The 18,784-nt window shown below is 69.4% G+C and carries 18 protein-coding genes; 8 read left to right on the top strand and 10 right to left on the bottom strand.

Features of this window, described 5'->3' with window-relative positions; translation table 11 throughout:
* Positions 1-13: 13 nt before the first annotated feature.
* The 9 genes from AC6JA9_RS15135 to AC6JA9_RS15095 form a co-directional block, all read right to left on the bottom strand.
* On the bottom strand, positions 14-688 hold the full coding sequence (locus AC6JA9_RS15135) for a FliH/SctL family protein (protein ID WP_141323013.1): 675 nt from the start codon (positions 686-688) through the stop codon (positions 14-16).
* A 24-nt stretch (positions 689-712) separates the two neighbouring features.
* The gene (locus tag AC6JA9_RS15130) at positions 713-3,091 is read right to left on the bottom strand and encodes a hypothetical protein (protein ID WP_497960003.1); all 2,379 of its coding nucleotides are present in this window, start codon (positions 3,089-3,091) and stop codon (positions 713-715) included.
* Between the two features lie 75 nt (positions 3,092-3,166).
* Positions 3,167-3,982 carry a type III secretion protein gene (locus AC6JA9_RS15125; protein ID WP_141333049.1) on the bottom strand — a complete coding sequence of 272 codons (816 nt, stop codon included), beginning with the start codon at positions 3,980-3,982 and terminating at the stop codon, positions 3,167-3,169.
* 103 nt (positions 3,983-4,085) lie between these two features.
* On the bottom strand, positions 4,086-4,637 hold the full coding sequence (locus AC6JA9_RS15120; protein WP_223746590.1) for an EscF/YscF/HrpA family type III secretion system needle major subunit: 552 nt from the start codon (positions 4,635-4,637) through the stop codon (positions 4,086-4,088).
* Positions 4,519-5,355, bottom strand: a complete 837-nt coding sequence (locus tag AC6JA9_RS15115) for a sigma-70 family RNA polymerase sigma factor (protein WP_223746589.1) — start codon at positions 5,353-5,355, stop codon at positions 4,519-4,521. Before AC6JA9_RS15115 ends, AC6JA9_RS15120 begins: the two co-directional genes overlap by 119 nt.
* Before the next feature lie 7 nt (positions 5,356-5,362).
* A complete protein-coding gene (locus AC6JA9_RS15110) occupies positions 5,363-5,755 on the bottom strand; it encodes a hypothetical protein (RefSeq protein ID WP_223746588.1) in 393 nt (130 codons plus the stop codon).
* Between the two features lie 19 nt (positions 5,756-5,774).
* Entirely contained in the window at positions 5,775-6,209 is a 435-nt protein-coding gene (locus tag AC6JA9_RS15105) for a tetratricopeptide repeat protein (RefSeq protein ID WP_046712699.1), read from the bottom strand.
* Between the two features lie 92 nt (positions 6,210-6,301).
* Positions 6,302-6,871: a hypothetical protein gene (locus tag AC6JA9_RS15100; protein WP_223746587.1), complete on the bottom strand. Its 570-nt coding sequence runs from the start codon at positions 6,869-6,871 to the stop codon at positions 6,302-6,304.
* Positions 6,872-7,006: 135 nt separating this feature from the next.
* Positions 7,007-7,288, bottom strand: a complete 282-nt coding sequence (locus tag AC6JA9_RS15095) for a hypothetical protein (protein WP_046712697.1) — start codon at positions 7,286-7,288, stop codon at positions 7,007-7,009.
* A gap of 275 nt (positions 7,289-7,563) precedes the next feature.
* Here AC6JA9_RS15095 and AC6JA9_RS15090 point away from each other — a divergent pair, with 275 nt between their 5' ends.
* From AC6JA9_RS15090 to AC6JA9_RS15055, 8 genes are all read left to right on the top strand, one after another.
* On the top strand, positions 7,564-8,196 hold the full coding sequence (locus AC6JA9_RS15090) for a S1 domain-containing protein (RefSeq protein WP_223783104.1): 633 nt from the start codon (positions 7,564-7,566) through the stop codon (positions 8,194-8,196).
* 235 nt (positions 8,197-8,431) lie between these two features.
* A complete protein-coding gene (locus AC6JA9_RS15085) occupies positions 8,432-8,932 on the top strand; it encodes a GbsR/MarR family transcriptional regulator (RefSeq protein WP_223746585.1) in 501 nt (166 codons plus the stop codon).
* The gene (locus tag AC6JA9_RS15080) at positions 8,929-9,678 is read left to right on the top strand and encodes an ABC transporter ATP-binding protein (RefSeq protein WP_223783105.1); all 750 of its coding nucleotides are present in this window, start codon (positions 8,929-8,931) and stop codon (positions 9,676-9,678) included. The genes AC6JA9_RS15085 and AC6JA9_RS15080 overlap by 4 nt, the downstream gene beginning before the upstream one ends.
* A 1-nt stretch (position 9,679) precedes the next feature.
* Positions 9,680-11,788: an ABC transporter permease gene (locus AC6JA9_RS15075; RefSeq protein ID WP_223746584.1), complete on the top strand. Its 2,109-nt coding sequence runs from the start codon at positions 9,680-9,682 to the stop codon at positions 11,786-11,788.
* A gap of 3 nt (positions 11,789-11,791) precedes the next feature.
* Positions 11,792-13,093 carry an ABC transporter permease gene (locus tag AC6JA9_RS15070; protein ID WP_223746583.1) on the top strand — a complete coding sequence of 434 codons (1,302 nt, stop codon included), beginning with the start codon at positions 11,792-11,794 and terminating at the stop codon, positions 13,091-13,093.
* Between the two features lie 5 nt (positions 13,094-13,098).
* Positions 13,099-13,881, top strand: a complete 783-nt coding sequence (locus tag AC6JA9_RS15065) for an outer membrane lipoprotein-sorting protein (RefSeq protein ID WP_141330679.1) — start codon at positions 13,099-13,101, stop codon at positions 13,879-13,881.
* Positions 13,878-15,521 carry a hypothetical protein gene (locus AC6JA9_RS15060; protein WP_497960001.1) on the top strand — a complete coding sequence of 548 codons (1,644 nt, stop codon included), beginning with the start codon at positions 13,878-13,880 and terminating at the stop codon, positions 15,519-15,521. The genes AC6JA9_RS15065 and AC6JA9_RS15060 overlap by 4 nt, the downstream gene beginning before the upstream one ends.
* A gap of 165 nt (positions 15,522-15,686) precedes the next feature.
* Positions 15,687-17,105, top strand: a complete 1,419-nt coding sequence (locus tag AC6JA9_RS15055) for a hypothetical protein (RefSeq protein ID WP_223746581.1) — start codon at positions 15,687-15,689, stop codon at positions 17,103-17,105.
* A 71-nt stretch (positions 17,106-17,176) separates the two neighbouring features.
* Here the strand turns inward: AC6JA9_RS15055 and AC6JA9_RS15050 are convergent, their stop codons facing one another.
* Positions 17,177-18,628: an LVIVD repeat-containing protein gene (locus AC6JA9_RS15050; RefSeq protein WP_223746580.1), complete on the bottom strand. Its 1,452-nt coding sequence runs from the start codon at positions 18,626-18,628 to the stop codon at positions 17,177-17,179.
* Positions 18,629-18,784 lie beyond the last annotated feature (156 nt).

Here is an 18,784-nt window from a genome sequence, read left to right as displayed (position 1 = left end):
CTTCCCGTCCCGGCTACGCCGGGCCTTCCTTCGGGCCGTTCTGGTCGGGCAAGAGCACGCTCTGGAGCATCTCCAACTGCGTGGGCAGCTGCGCGTCCACCGTGCCGAACTCCGTCTGGACGATGCAGCCCACCGGGGCCACCTCGGGGTCCTCCTTGATGGCCAGGTCCACCGCGCGACCGATGAGCTCCATCAACACCGGCTTCTTCGCGCGCAGCACCGCCGCCGTCTTGGGATGAACCCGCAGCACCATGGAGCGGGCGCTGCGCAGGTTGTCGATGGCCGCCGCGCACAGCTCCAGCATCAGGTCCGGGTCCTTCTCCAGGCTCCGGCCGATGATCTTCTCCCCGACGCGCAGCCCCAGCGCGATGACGTCCTGCTCGTAGGTGGCCAGGATCTCCCCCGCCTGCATCTTCGCCCGGAGGATGATCTCCGTGGCCTGGGCGAGCCCCTCCTGACGTCCCTCCTCGCGCGTCTTCACGAGGAGCGCCTCACGCTCCCGCTGCGCCTCCGCGAGGATGCGCTCCTTCTCGCGCTGCGCCTCCTCGAGGATGCCCTGGGCGCCCTGGCGCGCCTCGAAGACCTCGGCGTTCATCACCCCCGCGCGCGGAGGCCGCAACACCGGCCGCTCCGACACGACGGACGGCTCGGCCGTCCCGTCTCCCTTGATCACCTTGCCGATCGCCATGCGCCGCTCCTTGCGGGCCGGATGCTAGCGCGTTCCGCCGCGAGGTCCACGCCCGCCCGAGCCCGAGGACGAAGAGTCGTCCGTCCCGGACGGTGAACGTGGCCTGCGCTGCACGGACGTCCCCTCCTGCCCGCCCGCGGGCGCCTGCCCCGCGGAGGTGCCAGCCCGCCCGGCCAGCACCCGAGGAGGCCGCTCCGCCCCACCCTCACGGGGGGGCTCGGGGCGCACCGCCGCGATGGAGACCGACGAGCGCGAGCGGAACACGCGCGAGACCTCCTGGGCCTCGGGGGCTTCGGGACGAGGCCGCACGCGGGACCCTGCCTCGGGGGGGCGCTGGATGCGCGAGCCGCCGGCCGCGGGCGCCACGCGTGAGCCATCGCCCGCGGGCGCTACCCGGGAGCCCCCAGCGGCGGGCCCCACTCGCGAGCCATCACCGGCAGGCGCCACCCGCGAGCCCCCGGCGGGCCCGATACGAGAGCCATCTCCCGCGGGGCCCACTCGCGAGCCATCACCGGCAGGCGCCACGCGCGAGCCCCCGGCGGGCCCGATACGAGAGCCATCTCCCGCGGGCCCGACTCGCGAGCCATCACCGGCAGGCGCCACGCGCGAGCCCCCGACAGGCGCCACCCGCGAGCCCCCGGCGGCTGGCCCCACACGGGAACCATCACCGGCGGGCGCCACCCGCGAGCCATCCCCCGCGGGCGCCACCCGCGAACCCTCGGCGTCGGGCGCCACACGGGAACGCTCTCGGGCACCGGGAGGCAGGGGCTCACCAGCGGCCGCGCTCGAGGGGCGAGGGCCTCCCAGGCGCGACGGAGGCGGTCCGATGCGAGCACGCGCCGGGGCCTCGGGCGAGCCCGCGGCAGCGCTCGACGGACGAGGACGAGCCCCCCCCTGTCCCAGGCGCGACGGAGGCGGTCCGATGCGGGCACCCTCCGGATCCACCCTTCCAGGTCGAGCGGACCGGGGGTCGGCTCCGGACGGCTCCCTGCGGGCCACCGGGGCCGCGGGGTCTCGCCGGGCTTCCCGGTGGTCCCCGGTGGCCTCCGGGGAGGCCCCAGGGTCGCGGCGCGGCGGAAGCCGATGCATCGCCGAGCCATCCGAGGCCCCGTCCTTGGGGCGCGCGACACGCGAGCCCTCGCGGCTGGACATGGCGCCGGCGTTCCTCGCGGCGCGCTCGGCCATGAAGTCGCGACGGACGGCGGGCGCCGCGCCAGGAGGACGACGAGAGACCGTCCCACCCTGTCCGGGCGCGGCCTTGGGAGCCCCCGGAGCGGGGCGCGCGGCGGCGGGCTCGCGGGGCGGCGGACTCGCACCCTCCCGCCCCGCGGGAGGCGCGGCATCCCGCCCCGAGGACGGCGCGGCGGGACGTGCGGCAGCGGCGGCAGCGGCGGCCTTGCGCGCGCCGGGCGGAGGCGGCAGCACCGCGGACTGACGCGGCGGGGGCGGCGTGGCCAGGCGCACCGGGCGCTCGATGAGCCCGCGCGAGGCGAGCCGCTCCAGGTCCATGACGATGTCCGTGCGGCCACCATCGCCCCGCGCCGGCTGCCGGTTTCGCTCCTCGCGCAGCCACTTCGCGATGAGCCCACCGAACTCGCCCCGGTACTTCTCCACCATGCGCGCGGCGAACTCCGCGGACTGGGCCACGCACGCGCGCACCAGGCGCTGCACGCCCGCGCTGCGGATGGAGCCCGCCGGATTCCTCAGCGCATCGTGCTGCTCCAGCTGCGCGCGAGCGTCCTCCTCGGGCAGCTTGCGCGGCGCGTTCGCCGCCACCGACTTGGAGGCGAGCAGCTTCAGGTCCGGAGGCAGCGGCTCGAACAGGGCCTCGCGCTCCGCGTCGGGAAGCCCCGCCAGCGCCGGCCCCAGCACGCGCGCGCCCAACCGGTCGCACACCGTGAACAGCTCGCGCTGCGTCAGCAGGAGCACGTCGGAGAACTTGAACCCCGCGGACTGCGAGTCGCCCGTCTCGCGCGCCAGCGCCTCCTCGAGCTTCCACCGGACGATGTCCAGCACCTGGGGCCGCACCTCGCGGGTCAGCTTCACCCGAGGCGGCGGCAGGTGGCCGCGCACGGCCTCCGCCAGGGGCGCGGGCAGCGCGCGCAGGACGATCTCCACCAGCGCCCCGCGCTCGCGCTGCAGCAGCGCCGCCAGCCGCTCCGGCTCCGCGGTCCACAGCTGCCCGCGGCGGTCCTTCACCAGCCGCTTGATCTCCTGGACCAGCGCCGGGATGCGCTTGTCGCGAGGAATCTGGAGGATCTCCTGCGCGCGGTGGCGCAAGAGCTCACCTTCCTCCGTCGGGAGGTGCTCCATCGCGCCCAGGCTCTCCTGACCGCCGAACGTCACGGCGGTCAGCAGCAGCATGCTCTGGCGCTTGTTGAGCGAGGTGAAGAACGAGTCCAAACGTCACCTCGCGGGCCCCACCGACGCCCGCTGGGAGGAAAGAAGGCGCCCCCTCGAAGGGGGGCGCGGAACCGGTCAGGCCTCGGGCGGGCGGACCCGGGGGCGGGGGCCACGCGCCGTGGGGGCGTTGCCGCCGCCCCCGCGCATGATGGACCACGCCGTGACGCCCATCATCCCCAGGATGAGCGCGAAGGCTCCGGCGATCATCACCTTGAACTGGCTGGCGCTGGAGGCCGTCATGCGCAGACCCAGCACGTCCTGCTGCCGGTTCTCGTCGGTCTTCTCCGCCTTGGGTCCCAGCGCGGGCGTCATCAGCACCGTCACCGCGTCCGGCTTCATCTCCGGCACCGCCGTGGCGACGAACGCCTTCACCGCGTTGACGTCGATGGGCGGCTTGCCCTCCGCGCCGGGCCGGAACTTGATGAACACCGACGCGGACGGCATCGGCTTGTTCTCCGGCTGCGTCAGGTCGTTGTTCTCCGGGACGCTCACGATCGCGCGCGCCTCCAGCACGCCGTCGATCTGGTTGAGCGCGTTGGAGACCTCGCCGCCCATCGCCTTGAGGAGCATGGCGCGCTCCTCCGTGGCGGTGGGCACCATGCTTCCCTTGGCGAAGTGGGACAGGCCCTTCTCCACCGGACGCGGAAGCGAGTTGAGCTTGAGCAGCTCCGCGGCCTCGGCGGCATCCGTCTTGGGCACGGTGATCATGAACCGGACCTCGTTGCCGCCCTCCTCCTTCTCCTTCTTCGCGTTGATGCCGTTCTTGCTGAGCAGGACGTAGATTTCGTTGGCGTCCGCCTCACTCAGCTCGTGCTGGAGCTCAATGTGACAGCCCGTCACGAGCACGAGGGCGAGGAGCGGGGCGACAAACGCTTGCGGTCGGCGAATCATGGGCACGGGGAGCTTACTAGGGCCTCGGAAAACGCGGAAGGGCGCCCCCTCCAACCAGGAGGAGCCGCCCTTCGTCAAGCGCCACCAAGGACGGTGGACGGACTCAGACCTGCGTCTTGACGACGTCCTTGAGACCGGTGGTCGCCTTCTCCACCACCTTGCTCGTCAGGTCCAGCTGCTGGGTGTACTGATACATGGACGCCTGCAGGGAGAGCAGCTCCGCGTTGGAGAACTGCTTGCCGCTGGCGGCCTGGGAGATGATCTTCTCCAGGTTGCCCTGGCCCTTCTCCAGGTCACCGAGCACCTGCTCCATCATGTCGGTGGCCTTGGCCGTCTTGCCGGTCTCCGTCTTCGCGGCGACGGGCTCGGCCGCCTTCGCGGACACGGGCTGGGCGGCGTTGGCGTTGACCTTGTTCAGGCCCGCCTTCTCCGTCTTGTTGACCGTCTCCACCTGACGGACCATGTCCGTCTTCTGCGTCGCCTGGGCCTTGTTCACGCCCTGCGCGGCGTCCACCTGACCGGCGCCCTGCGCCTTGTCAGCGAGAACTCCGTCGAACTTCGACGCGCCCTGCTTCGTCGTCTGCTGAGCGCCCTGATCCTGCAGCTTTTGCTGCGCCACCTGCGCCGCGGAGATGCCCGCCATCGGACCCGCCATGTGACAGCCTCCTTGCATCCGTCGAGGTCGGAGGAAGTTCCTCCTCCTCGTTCAAGAGTTCCTTGAGCCGGTCGATGGCGCGCGCATGAAGCCGAGACGCCCAACTCTTCGACTGCCCGATTTCCGCCCCCGCCTCTTCCAGCGTCCTGCCCTGGAAGTAGTACCCCTGAAGGAGCTTTCGCTCCTTCTCCGGGAGCTTCTCGATCGCCGCCCGCACCCGCGTCTTCAGCTGCTCCTGCTCCAGCCGGATGTCCACCGGCAGGGACTCGTCGGTGTAGCCCGCGCTGTCCGCACCCTCGAGGCTGGAGGCGAACACCATCGCCAGCCCCTGCACAGCATCCGAGATGTCACTGACATCATCGTCGAATGAGCTGCCGCGGTTGCTTGAGCCCGACTCGCGGTCCGACAAATTCCCCAAATAGGCCGCCGCCCGCTCCCCGACGTACGCCGTCCGGGCGTCCGAGCCCCGCAGGACGCCCATCTTCCGAAGACCGTCGAAGATGGCGCCCTTGATGCGGTAGTGGGCGAAGGTGAGGAAGTTGGCGCCCACCTTCGGGTCGAAGCGCTCGGCGGCCTCCAGCAGGCCTATCTGTCCGTACGCCACCAGCTCGTCCAGCTCCAGCTGGGCGTTGAACTGCTTGCGCACGGTCGCCGCGAGGGACCGAACGTAGGGGCCGTACTTCGTGAGGATGGCCTGTCTGTCGTCGCCCAGTGGCAAGCGCTGCTCACTCGGCCTTGGACCACAGCCGCTCGAGAACCTGGTTCAGCCGCGGGTCATCCTGCAGTGCGTCCGCAATCTTCGTGGTGAGGGAGGAGGACTTCATGCGCAGCTTCTCCTTCAGGACCTCGGCGACCAACGCCCGGGTCGCCTCTTCCTTGCTCTTGAAGCCCCCGTTCTTCAGCCCGCGGGCAATCGCCATCGCCTGCGCGGCGACCGGATCCGCGGCCTGGGGGCCCTGGACGTTGCTGGAGCCTACCAGACCGGAGACTCCGACGAGAGACTCGGCCTTGTCCACCCGGGCGCCGAAAGCCCCACCCGCGGGCGCCGCGGACGACGGCCCCTTCGCGCCACCGGCGCGCCCCTTCCCTCCACCGCGTCCAACGCCACCGACAGCCATGGGTGAACCTCCCCTGCCCCTACTTCTTCGCGGGAGGCAGGACTCCCGCATCCTTCGCCTGGAGGAGCGCCTGCGCAAGACGCGCCCCGTCACCTTCCGGCTCCAGGTCGATGGCCGCCTTGAGCTCCTTGAGCGCCTCCGGCACCTTGCCCAGGAACAGGAGCGCCTCGCCCACATGCGCGCGCGGCAGCGACGCCTGCGGGGCCAGCCGCTGCGCGGAGCGGTAGGCCTGGAGCGCCTTGTCGTGACGGCCCTGCGCGAACTCCACGGCGCCCAGCCCCAGCTGCGGCACCTCGCTCTTGGGCATCAGCGCCGCGGCCCCGGCGAAGATCTCCTTCGCCTTGTCGAACTGTCCCATGTCCAGCCACAGGTAGCCGGCCTCCAGCAACACCATGGCCTGCTGGCGCCCCAGGGGGACCAGGCTGTTCGAGATCTCCGAGACGCTCTCCGCCATGGACTTCGCTCTTCCTTTCCGCGCGCGGCCAGGAGGGAAGCGGCGCCGCTCCCCTCCCCGCCGTGCTTCGGCCCGACCCAGGCCCTACGGGCCTAGCGGACGTTGCTGATGGAGTTCTTGATGCAATCGTGCCGCGACTTCATCACGTTGGAAATCGCCGTGAACGTCTGCGACTCCTGCTGGATGGCCGCCTGCAGGTTGAGCAGCTTGGAGTTCTCCGCCGCCATCTGGTTCAGGGAGAAGTTGCCGCCCACGGTGTCCGACGTGCTGGTGCCCAGCGCGCCCGTGCCCGGACCGGCCACGCCGCCGCCGATGCCACCGGCCACGCCGCTGATGCCCACCGCCGCGCCGCCCACGGAGGCGCCGCCGACGACACCGCCGCCGCCCGCGCCCACCGCGGTGCTCATCACACCGGCGTAGGGGCCAGCGCCCGAGCCGCTCGTGTTGGACAGCGTGTGCACGGAGGAGACCGCCGCGGAGACGATCTGCCCGCCAGGAATCATGCCGGCCACCGCGCCGACGCCCGTGCCCACCGCGCCCGCCGCGCTGTTCAGCCCGTTGTGGAGCCGAGCGCCGAAGCCCGTCTCAGGGGTCTGGCGCGCCGTCGTGACGTGGGTGGAGAGCCGGATGCTGGGGCCCTGCATGCTGTTGATGTTCGCCATTTCATCCTCCAGGCGCTGCGAGAAGAAGAAGACAGAGCTCCCGGATGATCCAGTGCTCTTTCTCCCATTATCGTCCCGGCGCTCCGCCAGTTGCCTGCCCGGAGCCAAAAACCGTGACGAACGGGTAAAAGCCCGTCATTTCCGACCCTTGGCCCCCTTGGCCTCGGCGATCAGCCGCTCGCGGGTGTCCACCAGCAGCTCCAGCAGCTGCTCGGCGTGGGCCAGCGCGACCTGGGCCTTCTTGCCCACCTCCACCTTGGGGCCCTTGAGGCCGGCCAGGCCCTCCTTCACCGGGGCGAACAGCGCCCGGACGTCCTCCGCGGGGGTCGCCTCGAGCAGCGACTCGATTGCGGGGTACGACGGCGCCGGCAGCTCCTGCGGCGGGGGGGCGGACGACGGCTTGGCGGACGGGGGCATCGCGGAGGGGGTCTCCTGTCGGGCCCACGGCACCAGGGCCGCGGGACGCTTGCTGGCTGGACGGTAGGGGAAAAGCGGCCCCTGCTTCAAGCCGCCTCCCATCCTGCCCCGTGGGATTGGCTGGCCCCAGGCCCACCGGCAGGGGAGGAACCGGGCACGCGCCAGCCTTGCCCCCCCAGCCCTGTCCCCTTCCACATCCGCACCTAGCTTTTGGAACAGCGGGGGATGACGCACCACACAACGCCCCCCGTCGCACTCACACAGGAGACTCTCCCATGAAGAAGCTGATCGGGATTTTCGCGGCGCTGGCGCTGGTCGGTTCCGGAACGGCCCTGGCGGGCGACGACAAGAACAAGCCCCAGACGGACACCTCGGCGCAGGGCGGCTCGGGCACCTCAGGTAGCACCAGCATGCCCCAGGACAGCACGATGCAGCCCGGCAGCTCCGTGGGCGGCTCGGGCTCCACCATGGGCTCCAGCGCCATGGGCCAGAAGGAGCTGAGCGGCAAGGTGGTGAAGACCGAGAGCAGCAAGGTCTTCGTGCAGGACGCGCAGGGCGCGGTGGTGCCGCTCGACATCGACAAGAGCACCATGTTCACCGACCCGACCCTGAAGAAGGCCAAGGACCTCAAGGAGGGCCAGGAGATCCGCGCCAGCTTCGAGGTGAAGGAGACCAAGAACATGGCCAAGAGCATCTCGCTGTCGGGCACCGGCGGCGCGGGCACGGACGTCATGACGCCGGACTCCTCCATCAACCAGGGCACGCCGCCGCAGGACAACGGCACCCTGGACCCCGGCGGCACCCTGGATGAGCCCGGCACCGGCGGCTCCGGCATGGACTCCAGCAAGAACCGGGACATGGGTGGCGACACCAGCGGTGACAAGAGCACCAGCCCCGACACGTACTAGCGCCCACGGGCACACGCCCGCATGACGCCCTCTTCCCAGAGGGAATCCCAGGCCCACGGCCCCACCTGGCCGTGGGCCTTCGCTTCACCCGCCCCACCTGACGCCTCGGGGCGGTCCATTCACTTCATTCAGTATTGACTGAATGGCCTGAACGAACTAGATGCCGGGCGCCACCCTGGGCCCCGGCGGAAGCGCGTCGCGCGCGGCCCCCACGCGGGTGGGACGGAGGCCGTGCATGAAGGAGCTGGGCGTCGCGGAGCAGCGCTTCATCGAATCGATGGGGCTGTACTTCGAGCGGCAGGGCGGCACGCGCATCGGCGGGCGCATCCACGCGCTGCTGATGCTGACGGACGAACCTTTGTCGCTGCAGCAGCTCGCGCGCGTGCTCAAGGTGAGCGCGGCCTCCGTGTCCACCAACATCCGCGCCAGCATGGCGATTGGACTGGTGGAGCCCGTCAGCGTGCCGGGAGACCGGCAGCACTACTACGTCGTCAACAGCAATGGCTGGGAGAGCCGGCTTCGCACCGCCGAGGACAGCGTCAAGGCGTTCGTCCGCGTGTGCCAGGAGGCCCTCTCCGTGCCGCAGCTCGCGAACAAGCACCACCTGCGCGAGGCGGCGGACTTCTGTGACTTCTACCTGGCCGAGATGGCCGGTATCGCCGAGCGGTGGCGAGCCTCGCGCGCCGCCCGCCCCACACCCCGCACTTCCAAGGCCTCGAAAGGACGCACCGCATGAATGGCGCTGTCGCGCAGTCTCCCATCGTCTCCATCACCCAGGTGACCAAGGACTACACCCTGGGCAAGGTGGTGGTCCCCGCGTTGAGGGGCGTGGACCTGCAGGTGCACCCCGGGGAGTTCATCTCCATCGCCGGCCCGTCCGGCAGCGGCAAGACGACGCTGCTCAACCTCATCGGCTGCGTGGACACCGCGACCTCGGGCGTGGTGAGCGTCGCGGGTCAGGACACCAAGCAGTTGAGTGAGCGTCAGCTCACGCACCTGCGCCTGCACACCATCGGCTTCATCTTCCAGTCGTTCAACCTGGTGTCGGTGCTCAGCGTCTTCCAGAACGTGGAGTTCCCGCTGCTCCTGCAGCGCAAGCTGGACAAGAACCAGCGCAAGGAGCGGGTGATGCAGCTGCTCGAGCAGGTGGGCCTCGCCGACCATGCGAAGCACCGCCCCAACGAGCTGTCCGGCGGCCAGCGTCAGCGCGTGGCGGTGGCGCGCGCGCTCGTCACCCGGCCGCAGCTGGTGCTCGCCGACGAGCCCACGGCGAACCTGGACTCGGTGACGGGCCAGCACATCATCGACCTGATGAAGGAGCTCAACCAGAAGGAGGGCACCACCTTCATCTTCTCCACGCACGACGCCAAGGTGATGAACCACGCGAACGCGGTGGTGCGCCTGGCGGACGGGAAGATTCTCGACCGGCTCACCCCCGCCGAGGCGAAGCGGGCCATGGCCGCGGGCGCGGAGGGTCACTGACATGGGGCAGCTCCGGTTGCTGTTGCAGGTGGCGTTGCGCAACCTGTTCACCAGCAAGATCAACATCCTCATCGGCGGCATCATCTTCTTCGGCACCCTGCTGGTGGTCGTGGGCGGCGCGCTGCTCGACAGCATGGACAGCGCGATGAGCCGCAGCATCATCGGCAGCGTCGCGGGCCACATCCAGGTCTACTCGGATGACTCCAAGGACGAGCTGAGCCTGTACGGCGGCATGAGCGGCGAGCCGGACCTGGCGGTGGTGGACGACTTCAGCCGCATCAAGCCGGTGCTGGAGAAGCACCCCAACGTGAAGACGGTGGTGCCCATGGGCACCAGCGGCGCGCTCATCACCTCCGGCAACACGGTGGACCTGACGCTCGCGCGGCTGCGCGACCTGTACAAGAAGCGCCAGACGGAGGGTGAGTCCCCTGCCCTTCGCGAGAACATCGACAGCGTGAAGGGCCACGTGCGGCAGATGGTGGCGCTGATGGAGGAGCAGCGGGCCAAGAGCCGCGAGCTGCTCACCGAGGCCGCCCAGGACCCCGTGGAGGTGGAGGCGCTGGCGCGCGCCCGCACCGACGCGTTCTGGAGCGCCTTCGAGGAGGACCCGTTCGGCTCGCTCGAGTTCCTGGAGAACCGCATCGCCCCGCAGCTGCCGGACGGCGACCTGCTGGACTTCCGCTACGTGGGAACGGACCTGGACGCGTTCCAGAAGTCGTTCGACCGCATGGAGGTCGTGGACGGACAGGCGGTGCCCGCGGGCAAGCGCGGCATGCTGATGTCCAAGTTCTATTACGAGAACTTCCTCAAGCTGAAGTCCGCGCTGCGCCTGGACAACATCAAGCAGGAGCGGGACGTCAACCAGAAGCGCATCGACACCGACCCGACCCTGCAGCGCTGGGTGAAGGAGAACCAGACCCAGACGCGGGAAATCCTCTTCCAGCTGGACCCGGTGAAGACGCGCCAGGCGGTGGAGCGGCTGCAGAAGGTGCTCGGCAGCCAGGAGCCGTCGCTGGAGAAGCTCCTGTCGGAGTTCTTCACCACCACCGACGACAACTTCGACACGCGCTACCAGCAGTTCTACGCGGAGCTGGCGCCGCTGCTGGATTTGTACCGGCTGCGCATGGGGGACTCGCTCACCATCACCGCCTTCACGCGCACCGGCTACGTGCAGAGCATCAACGTGAAGGTCTATGGCACCTACCAGTTCAAGGGCCTGGAGAAGTCCTTCATGGCGGGCGCCATCAACCTGATGGACCTGATGACCTTCCGCGACCTCTACGGCTACCTGAGCCCGGAGCGCAAGGCGGAGATCACCGAGCTGCAGAAGGGCAGCGGCCTGAAGGAGCTGGACCGGGGCAGCGCGGAGGAGGCGCTCTTCGGCGAGGACAGCGGCAACACGCTGGTGGCGGACGCCACGCCCGGGCTCATCGAGGAGTCCAAGGTGTTCGAGGGCGGGCTGGGCGCGCTGGCCCGAGAGGACCTGGTGGCGCGCGTCTACTCGCAGCAGGAGATCGAACAGGGCGAGGCGCTCAGCGCGGCGGTCATCCTGAAGGACCCGGAGCAGCTGGACCGGACGATGGAGGAGCTGCGCGAGTCGACCCAGGCCGCGGGGCTCAAGCTGCGCGTGGTGTCCTGGCAGCAGGCCGCGGGCATCATCGGCCAGTTCGTGCTGATGGCGAAGCTGGTGCTGTACTTCGCGGTGTTCATCATCTTCGTGGTGGCGCTGGTCATCATCAACAACGCGATGATGATGGCGACGCTGCAGCGGGTGCGCGAGGTGGGGACGATGCGGGCCATCGGCGCGCAGCGCTCCTTCGTCTTGAGCATGGTGCTCATCGAGACGGTGCTGCTCGGGGCGGTGTTCGGCCTGGGCGGGGCGCTGGTGGGCAGCGGCATCATGAGCGCGCTGGGCAGCGCGGGCATCCCCGCCGGCAACGAGGCGCTGTACTTCTTCTTCTCCGGTCCCCGCCTCTACCCGACGTTGAGCGCCGGCAACCTCGTCGCGGCGTTCGTCATCGTCCTGTTGGTCTCCGCCATCTCCACCCTCTACCCCGCGTTCCTCGCGACGCGCGTCTCGCCCCTCCAGGCGATGCAGACGGACGAGTGACCCATGTTCCAGCTCTTCCTCATCGCATTCCGAAACCTCGGCACCCACCGGCGGCGCACGCTGCTGCTCGGCGGGGCCATCGCGGGTGTCACCGCGCTGCTCGTCATCCTCATGGGCCTGTCCACGGGCATGAAGGAGACGCTGCTGCGCTCGGCCACCATCCTGTCCACCGGCCACGTCAACGTGGGCGGCTTCTACAAGGTCACCGCCGGCCAGGCCGCGCCCGTGGTGACGTCCTACCCGAAGGTCATGGAGCTGGTCCGGAAGGAGATTCCGGAGCTCGACTACGCCGTCCAGCGCGGGCGCGGCTGGGCGAAGATCGTCAGCGAGAAGAGCTCCATGCAGGTGGGCATCGGCGGCGTCGACGTGAAGAACGAGCCGGGCCTCCACAAGGTCCTCCAGATTCGCGAGGGCTCGCTCGACGGGCTGTCGGAGTCCGGCACGGCGCTGCTGTTCGAGAAGCAGGCCAAGCGGCTGGAGGTGAAGGTGGGCGACACCATCACCATCTCCGCGCCCACCATGCGCGGCACCAACAACACGGTGGACGTGCGCGTGGCGGCCATCGCCGGTGACATGGGCATGATGAGCGACTTCAACATCTACGTCGAAGCCTCCACCCTGCGCTCGCTCTACCAACTGCGCGAGGACACCACCGGCGCGCTCTACCTGTACCTGAAGGACGTCTCGCAGGTGCCGCAGGTCCAGGCGCGGCTGCGCGAGGTGCTGGCCAAGGCCGGCTTCACCGTGATGGACAACGACCCGCGCGCGTTCTGGTTCAAGTTCGACGTCGTCAACCGCGAGGCGTGGACGGGCCAGAAGCTGGACATCACCAACTGGGAGGACGAGCTGTCCTTCATCACCTGGACGCTCACGGCGCTCAACGGGCTGACGGGCGTGCTCATCTTCGTGCTGCTGGTCATCATCGGCGTGGGCATCATGAACACGCTGTGGATCGCCATCCGCGAGCGCACCCGCGAGATTGGCACGCTGCGCGCGATTGGCATGCAGAGGACGCGCGTGGTGGCGATGTTCCTCTTCGAGGCGATGACGCTCGGGGCGCTGGGCACGCTGGTGGGGGCGCTGCTGGGCCTCGCGGTGTGCCTGGGCGTGACGGCCGCGAACGTGAGCGTCCCCGAGGTGGTGGCGATGTTCATCATGTCCGAGCGGCTGAACCTGGTGGTGGACGCGGGCGCGGTGGTGGGCGCCATGGTGTTCATCACGACCTGCACCACGCTCATCTCGTTGATTCCCTCCTTCCTCGCCGCGCGGCTCAAGCCGGTGACGGCGATGCACCACATCGGGTGATTTCCATGAGCCTCAAGAGCCTGCTGTCCGCCGCGGTCGTCACCGCGGCCCTGCTGTCCGCGCCCGTGGCCCTGGCCCTGGAGCCGGCCGTCATGACGCAGATGCTGGCGACCATCGATGATCGCCAGCGCAATGGTGGCGACTACAAGGCGCTCATCTATCTGGAGCAGAAGGAGAAGGACAAGACGGACAACGTGCGCGAGGCGTTCGTGTACCGACGCGACGCGGACGACAAGCTGATGATCCTCTTCAGCAAGCCCAAGACGGAGGCCGGCAAGGGCTACCTCCGCATGGACAAGAACCTCTGGAGCTACGACCCCAACGTGGGCAAGTGGGAGCGTCGCACGGAGCGCGAACGCATCGCCGGCACCGACAGCCGCCGCGCCGACTTCGACGAGTCCCGCCTGGCCGAGGAGTTCGACCCGACGTACGAGGGCGAGGCCAAGCTGGGCAAGTACACGGCGCACAAGCTGTCGCTCAAGGTGAAGCCCAACGTCGACGTGGCCTACCCCGTCGTGAAGCTGTGGGTGGACAAGGACTCCACCAACATCCTCAAGCGCGAGGAGTACGCGCTGTCCGGCCGGCTGATGCGCACCGCGCTCTACCCGCGCTGGAAGAAGATCTTCAGCGAGTCCAAGGGCGCCGACGTCTGGTTCCCCGAGGAGATCCGCATCTACGACGAGGTGGAGAAGGCCAACTCCACCATCATCCTCATCAAGTCGGTGGACCTGCGCTCGCTGGAGGCCAACCTCTTCACCAAGGCCTGGCTCGAGAGCAAGAGCCGATGAGCCCCCGCGACCTCACCCTGGCCACGGCGCTGTCCGTGGCCCTCGTTGCTCCCGCCGCGCTGGGCCAGTCGGCGCAGCGGGACGACGATGCCTTGTTCGGCGGAGGGGACGACACGCCCGCGCGAGCGGACCCGTCCTCGACGCCTCCCTCGGAGGCTCCGTCATCGGAGCGTCCGAGCGAGGATGCCCTGTTCGGCGGGGACTCGGAGCCCTCGGCGGACGCGGATGGCAGCAACACGGGCGACGCGACGGAGCGACAGCGGCCGCTGACGGAGGCGCCGCCGGAGCCTGGAGACCGGGACTCACGCTCGCTTTCGGGGCCGGCGACGCGCAGCGCGTTCGACTCCGAGGAGGCGGTGGATGATCCGCTGAAGATTGGCGGACAGTTCTACCTGCGCGGCTTCGCGGCCGCGACGCAGGGCACGTCCTTCGGCGACACGGCGTTCTCCGCGCCCACGCTGGTGGACGGGTACTTCGACGCGCGGCCCATGGACCGCCTGCGCGGCTTCGTGGTGGGCCGGTTGAGCTACGACCCCACCGTGTCCACGCAGTCGGGGACCGCGGGCGCCCTGGCGAATCCTCGCGTCCTCCTGGACCAGGCCTGGCTGCGCTTCGACATCGAGCGGACGGTGTTCCTCACCGTCGGCAAGCAGCACGTGAAGTGGGGCACGGGGCAGATCTGGAACCCCACCGACTTCCTGTCCCCGCAGCGGCGCAACCCGCTGGCCTTCGTCGACCTGCGCACCGGTGTGTCGATGCTGAAGGTCCATGTCCCCTGGGAGGCTCGGGGCTGGAACTTCTATGCGCTCGCGGTGATGGATGACCTGGGCACCGATACGGGCGTGCTCACGGACAACACCGGCGGCGTGCCTCGCGCGGGGGTGTCCGAGCCCGTCAACAGCCTGAGCCGCATCGGTGGCGCGCTGCGCGCCGAGGTGGTGCTGGGGCCCGCGGAGGTGGGCTTGAGCACGGTGGCCCAGCGGGGGCGCAAGCCCCGCTTCGGACTGGATGTGTCCTCCGCGCTGGGGCCCATCGATGTGTATGGCGAGGTGGCGCTGAAGAAGAGCACGGAGCAGCCGCTGTACCGCGTTCCTCCGGGGACCACGGCGGAGGATGTGCTCGCCAATCCCGACATCGTCGAGGCCTACTTCCCCTCGGGTCTCACGCCCCAGGTGACGACTGGCGCGAACTACAGCTTCGCGTACGGTGAGAACGACATCGCCGTGTTGGGCGTGGAGTACTTCTACAACTCGACGGGCTACACGAGCTCGTTCGGCTATCCGTTCCTGCTCTTCAAGCAGGCCTTCCAGCCGCTGTACACGGGGCGCCACTACGGCTCCGCGTACCTCTTCCTGGACCGCCCCGGCTCGCTCGAGCGGACGTCGTTCAACCTGTTCACGTTGAGCAACCTCTCGGACAAGTCGTACATCAGCCGGCTCAACGTCACCCACCGCGCGCTGAGCTATCTGACGGTGGAGGCGTACGGCGCGGTCCACTACGGCCACAAGGGTGGCGAGTTCCGCTTCGGCGGGTTCACGCTTCCTGGTGCGCCGGCGGGCGAAGGCGAGCCGCCCAATCCGCCGATCACCATCAACTACCCCACCTTCGAGCTGGGCGCGGGCCTGCGCATCAGCATCTGAGGCGGTGGTCAGCGGAGGGATTCGAGGGGCCGTGTTCCCGAGTGGGGACACGGCCCTTCGACTTCTCCCAGCGGGCGGCGGGGTGGTCGCACGTCGGGCATGCGAGCGAGGGGAAAGCGGGCCGCCGAGGTGCCGGAGAATTCGAGCAGTGAACACTCTGGCGACATGAACCTGTGGATCGCCCTCGCCGCGGGGTTGAGCGTCGCTCAGGGACAGAGCCAGACGCCCTACCCCTCTCCCATGGACCCGAACGTCCGCGACCCGGCCGCGGAGGCCCTGCGCGACGCGAACGAGCAGGCCGCCGAGGAGGCGGATGGCGCGTGGCTCCCCCCGAACTACGTCATCCAGCAGCCCACCGCGGACGGGACGACGCCGTACAGCGGCTATGTGGTGACGCCCGCCCTCCCCGATGGGACGGCTCCGGCGACGCCGAGCGAGATCGCCGTCGACGAGACCTATCAGACCTATATGCCCATCCCCGCGCAGGTGCAGGAGGGCACGGGCGGGAGCGGTGCGGAGCAGACGGAGAGCGCCGCTTCGACCGTGTCCGATACGGACCTGGGCGTTGGCGGTTCGGGTGATGTGGGCGATGAAGGGGGCGATGCTCGGGTGAATCAACCCGGAGGCTCGAATACGTCCGCGCTCTCACAGCCCGCCCCCGCTCCGCTGGGCGGACAGGATGTGACTGGCGCCTCGGGGAACTACGGCGCCGAGGCTCCGCAAGGCTCGGATGTGAGTGGACAGGTCGACGGTACGGGTGGCTCGGGTACGACGCCTCAGACCTCTGTTCCGAACGACTCGAGTGGCGTCGGGACTGGCACGACGACTCAGCCCTCGACGCAATCGGGCACGGGCGGCTCAGGCGCGCAGCCCGAGCCTCAAGACTCGCTGGGCGGCTTCGGTCCCACCGAGGCCGAGCAAGGCGGTGGCCAGGGCACCACGGGCACGTCGCCCGTCTCTCCGAACGGCACCGGTGGCTCGGGCTCGAACACCGTGCCTCAATCCACCGACACGCAGGGCACCTCCGTGCCGCAGAACAACAACGCCCCCTCCGGACAACAGCAGACCTCCGCGACCTCGAATCCCCCCGCTTCGAACGACACGGAGGTCGCGCAGCTGCGCGCCCGACTCGACGAGCTCGAGGAAGAGCTCCGGGCTCGCGACGACCAGATTGAACAGAACGCCGTCGCCACCCAGCAGCAGGTCGACACGTTCGGCGAGCGCGCCGTCGAGACCGAGCAATCACGCCAGCAGCGGCTCTCCGCGCTCCAGAGCGCCGGCGAATGGATGATGGCCGCCGACGCCGCCATCCAGCAGGGCGCGGATGACGTCGACGATGCCCTGGACATCGCCGACAGCGCCTTCGTGGAGATTCGCCAGAGCGCGGCTGCGTTCGGTCAGGGCAACGTCATCGTCCATGCGGACCGTGCCCGAGCGCTGCTCAACCTCGCTCGTGACGCGGCGGGACGCAGCGACGGATACGCCGCGCGGCTCGCGCTCCAGGAGGCCGGCATCGAGCTCAACCTCGCACGCGGCGCCAGCCTCGGCAGGAGCGGAACGGGCAACTCGCTGCTGTCGCCCTAGACTCCGACACAGCACCACGACCGCGTGAGGCGCCTCCAGCATGAGGCGCCTCACCGGAAGTCACACCAGACTCAGGGCGCCGGCGTCTCGCGGAAGATGAGCAGACCCCGCGACGACTCCGTCGTGTAGATGTACCCGTCACCCGGGACCGCGATGGCGTTGAGCCCCTCGAAGAACGACAGGCCACGGCCCGCGTCCGTCTCGCGGTAGGTGTTGAAGTACGCCACCTGCCGAGGAACGCCGGGGTTGCTCACGTCCACCACCCGCAGACCGTCCTGGTAGTGCGCGACGTAGAGCTTCGTCCCCGACAGCGCCATCGCGCGCACGGAGACCTCCGGGCGGACCCGGAACTCCCCCACCTGGAGCGTGCTCGCCGGATTGGACACGTCCAGCACGCTGACGAACGCCCCCCAGTCCTCGCCACCCGAGAACACCAACGGACGCTCATTCACCGAGCCCACCGCCAACGAACGGGACGAGATGCCTCCGAACCGGCCCAGCAGCTTCGGCGCCGAGGGCGTCGTGATGTCCGACACCGTGACGCCGAACGTCCAGTTGCTCACGTAGAGCCGGTTCCCCACCGATACCACGTCGAAAGGCACCTCCCCGCTCAAAGGCTCGGCGCCCTCGATGAAGTAGCGCTTCAGCAGCTTCGGCTGCAGCGGCGTCGTCACGTCGAAGACCAACACCTCGCCGTTGGGCGCCGGCGACGCGGCGAACAGCAGGTTGCCGTTCAGCGCCAGGGAGCCCACCTCCACCGACGGGTCCGTCAACGAGCGCAGCACCACCGGCTTCTCCGGGTCCGCCACGTCGTAGATGACCAGGCCGCTCTTCTGGCTGGCCACGTACGCCAGCGTGCCGTGCACCACCAGGTCGTTGTAGACATCACTCGACGGCTTGGGGCCCGACAGCTTCCGGGTCTCCGACGGGACGCTCACGTCGTAGATGGCGAAGCCATCCTTGCCGAGCGTGACGTAGGCGCGGCCGCCCACCACCGTCAGCTCCTTGGGGACCAGTTCCTCTCCCAGGTGGATCTCGCGCACCAGCTCCACCCCGGAGCCCTCGACCTCGTCCGCCTTGCGCTGCAGGCGCGCCGCCTCGAACGTGCCCTGCAGGTCCAGCTCTCCGTCCACGCAACGACGGAAGGTGCCCTTCATGCGGCTGGGCGAGCTCGCCTCGCAGCCGGCGAAGGCGTAGCGCACCGTGCGCTCGAACGGGTCGACCACGTCCGCGGCCAGGTAGTACGAGTCCTCCGTGTGCTGCTGCTCCGTCACGGTGAAGCCCAGCACCTTCGCGCCGTCCGCACCCGACAGACGCAGCGCGCCCGCCGAACCCGAGCCATCGTTCAGTTCGACATTGACGTTCCACACGCCCGCGGGTTGCAGGGCCGCGAGGCTTGAACGCTGACAGGACGACAGGTTGATGGCGGCAAGGTGACACTCCGCCTTGTTCTTGGAGTCCCCGTCCTTGCCGCAACCCAGGGCAAGGACCAGCGTGCTGCTCAGTACGAAGAGGCGTCTCATGACCCGTATGCATACCGGGCCATGCCACACAACGAAAGCCCCTCCCTCACTCTCCCCAAGGGATGCGGGACGCCCACCGTCGGGCAAGTAAACGGAAAGAAATAAACGAGGCCCTTGTATAGGCTCACTCCTGAGAGCGAGCCTCCCAGGAAGCCC

Source organism: Myxococcus sp. MH1, from assembly GCF_059738865.1.
The sequence above is the reverse complement of the archived record's forward strand: the minus strand, read 5'-3'. Positions and strand labels throughout refer to the sequence as shown.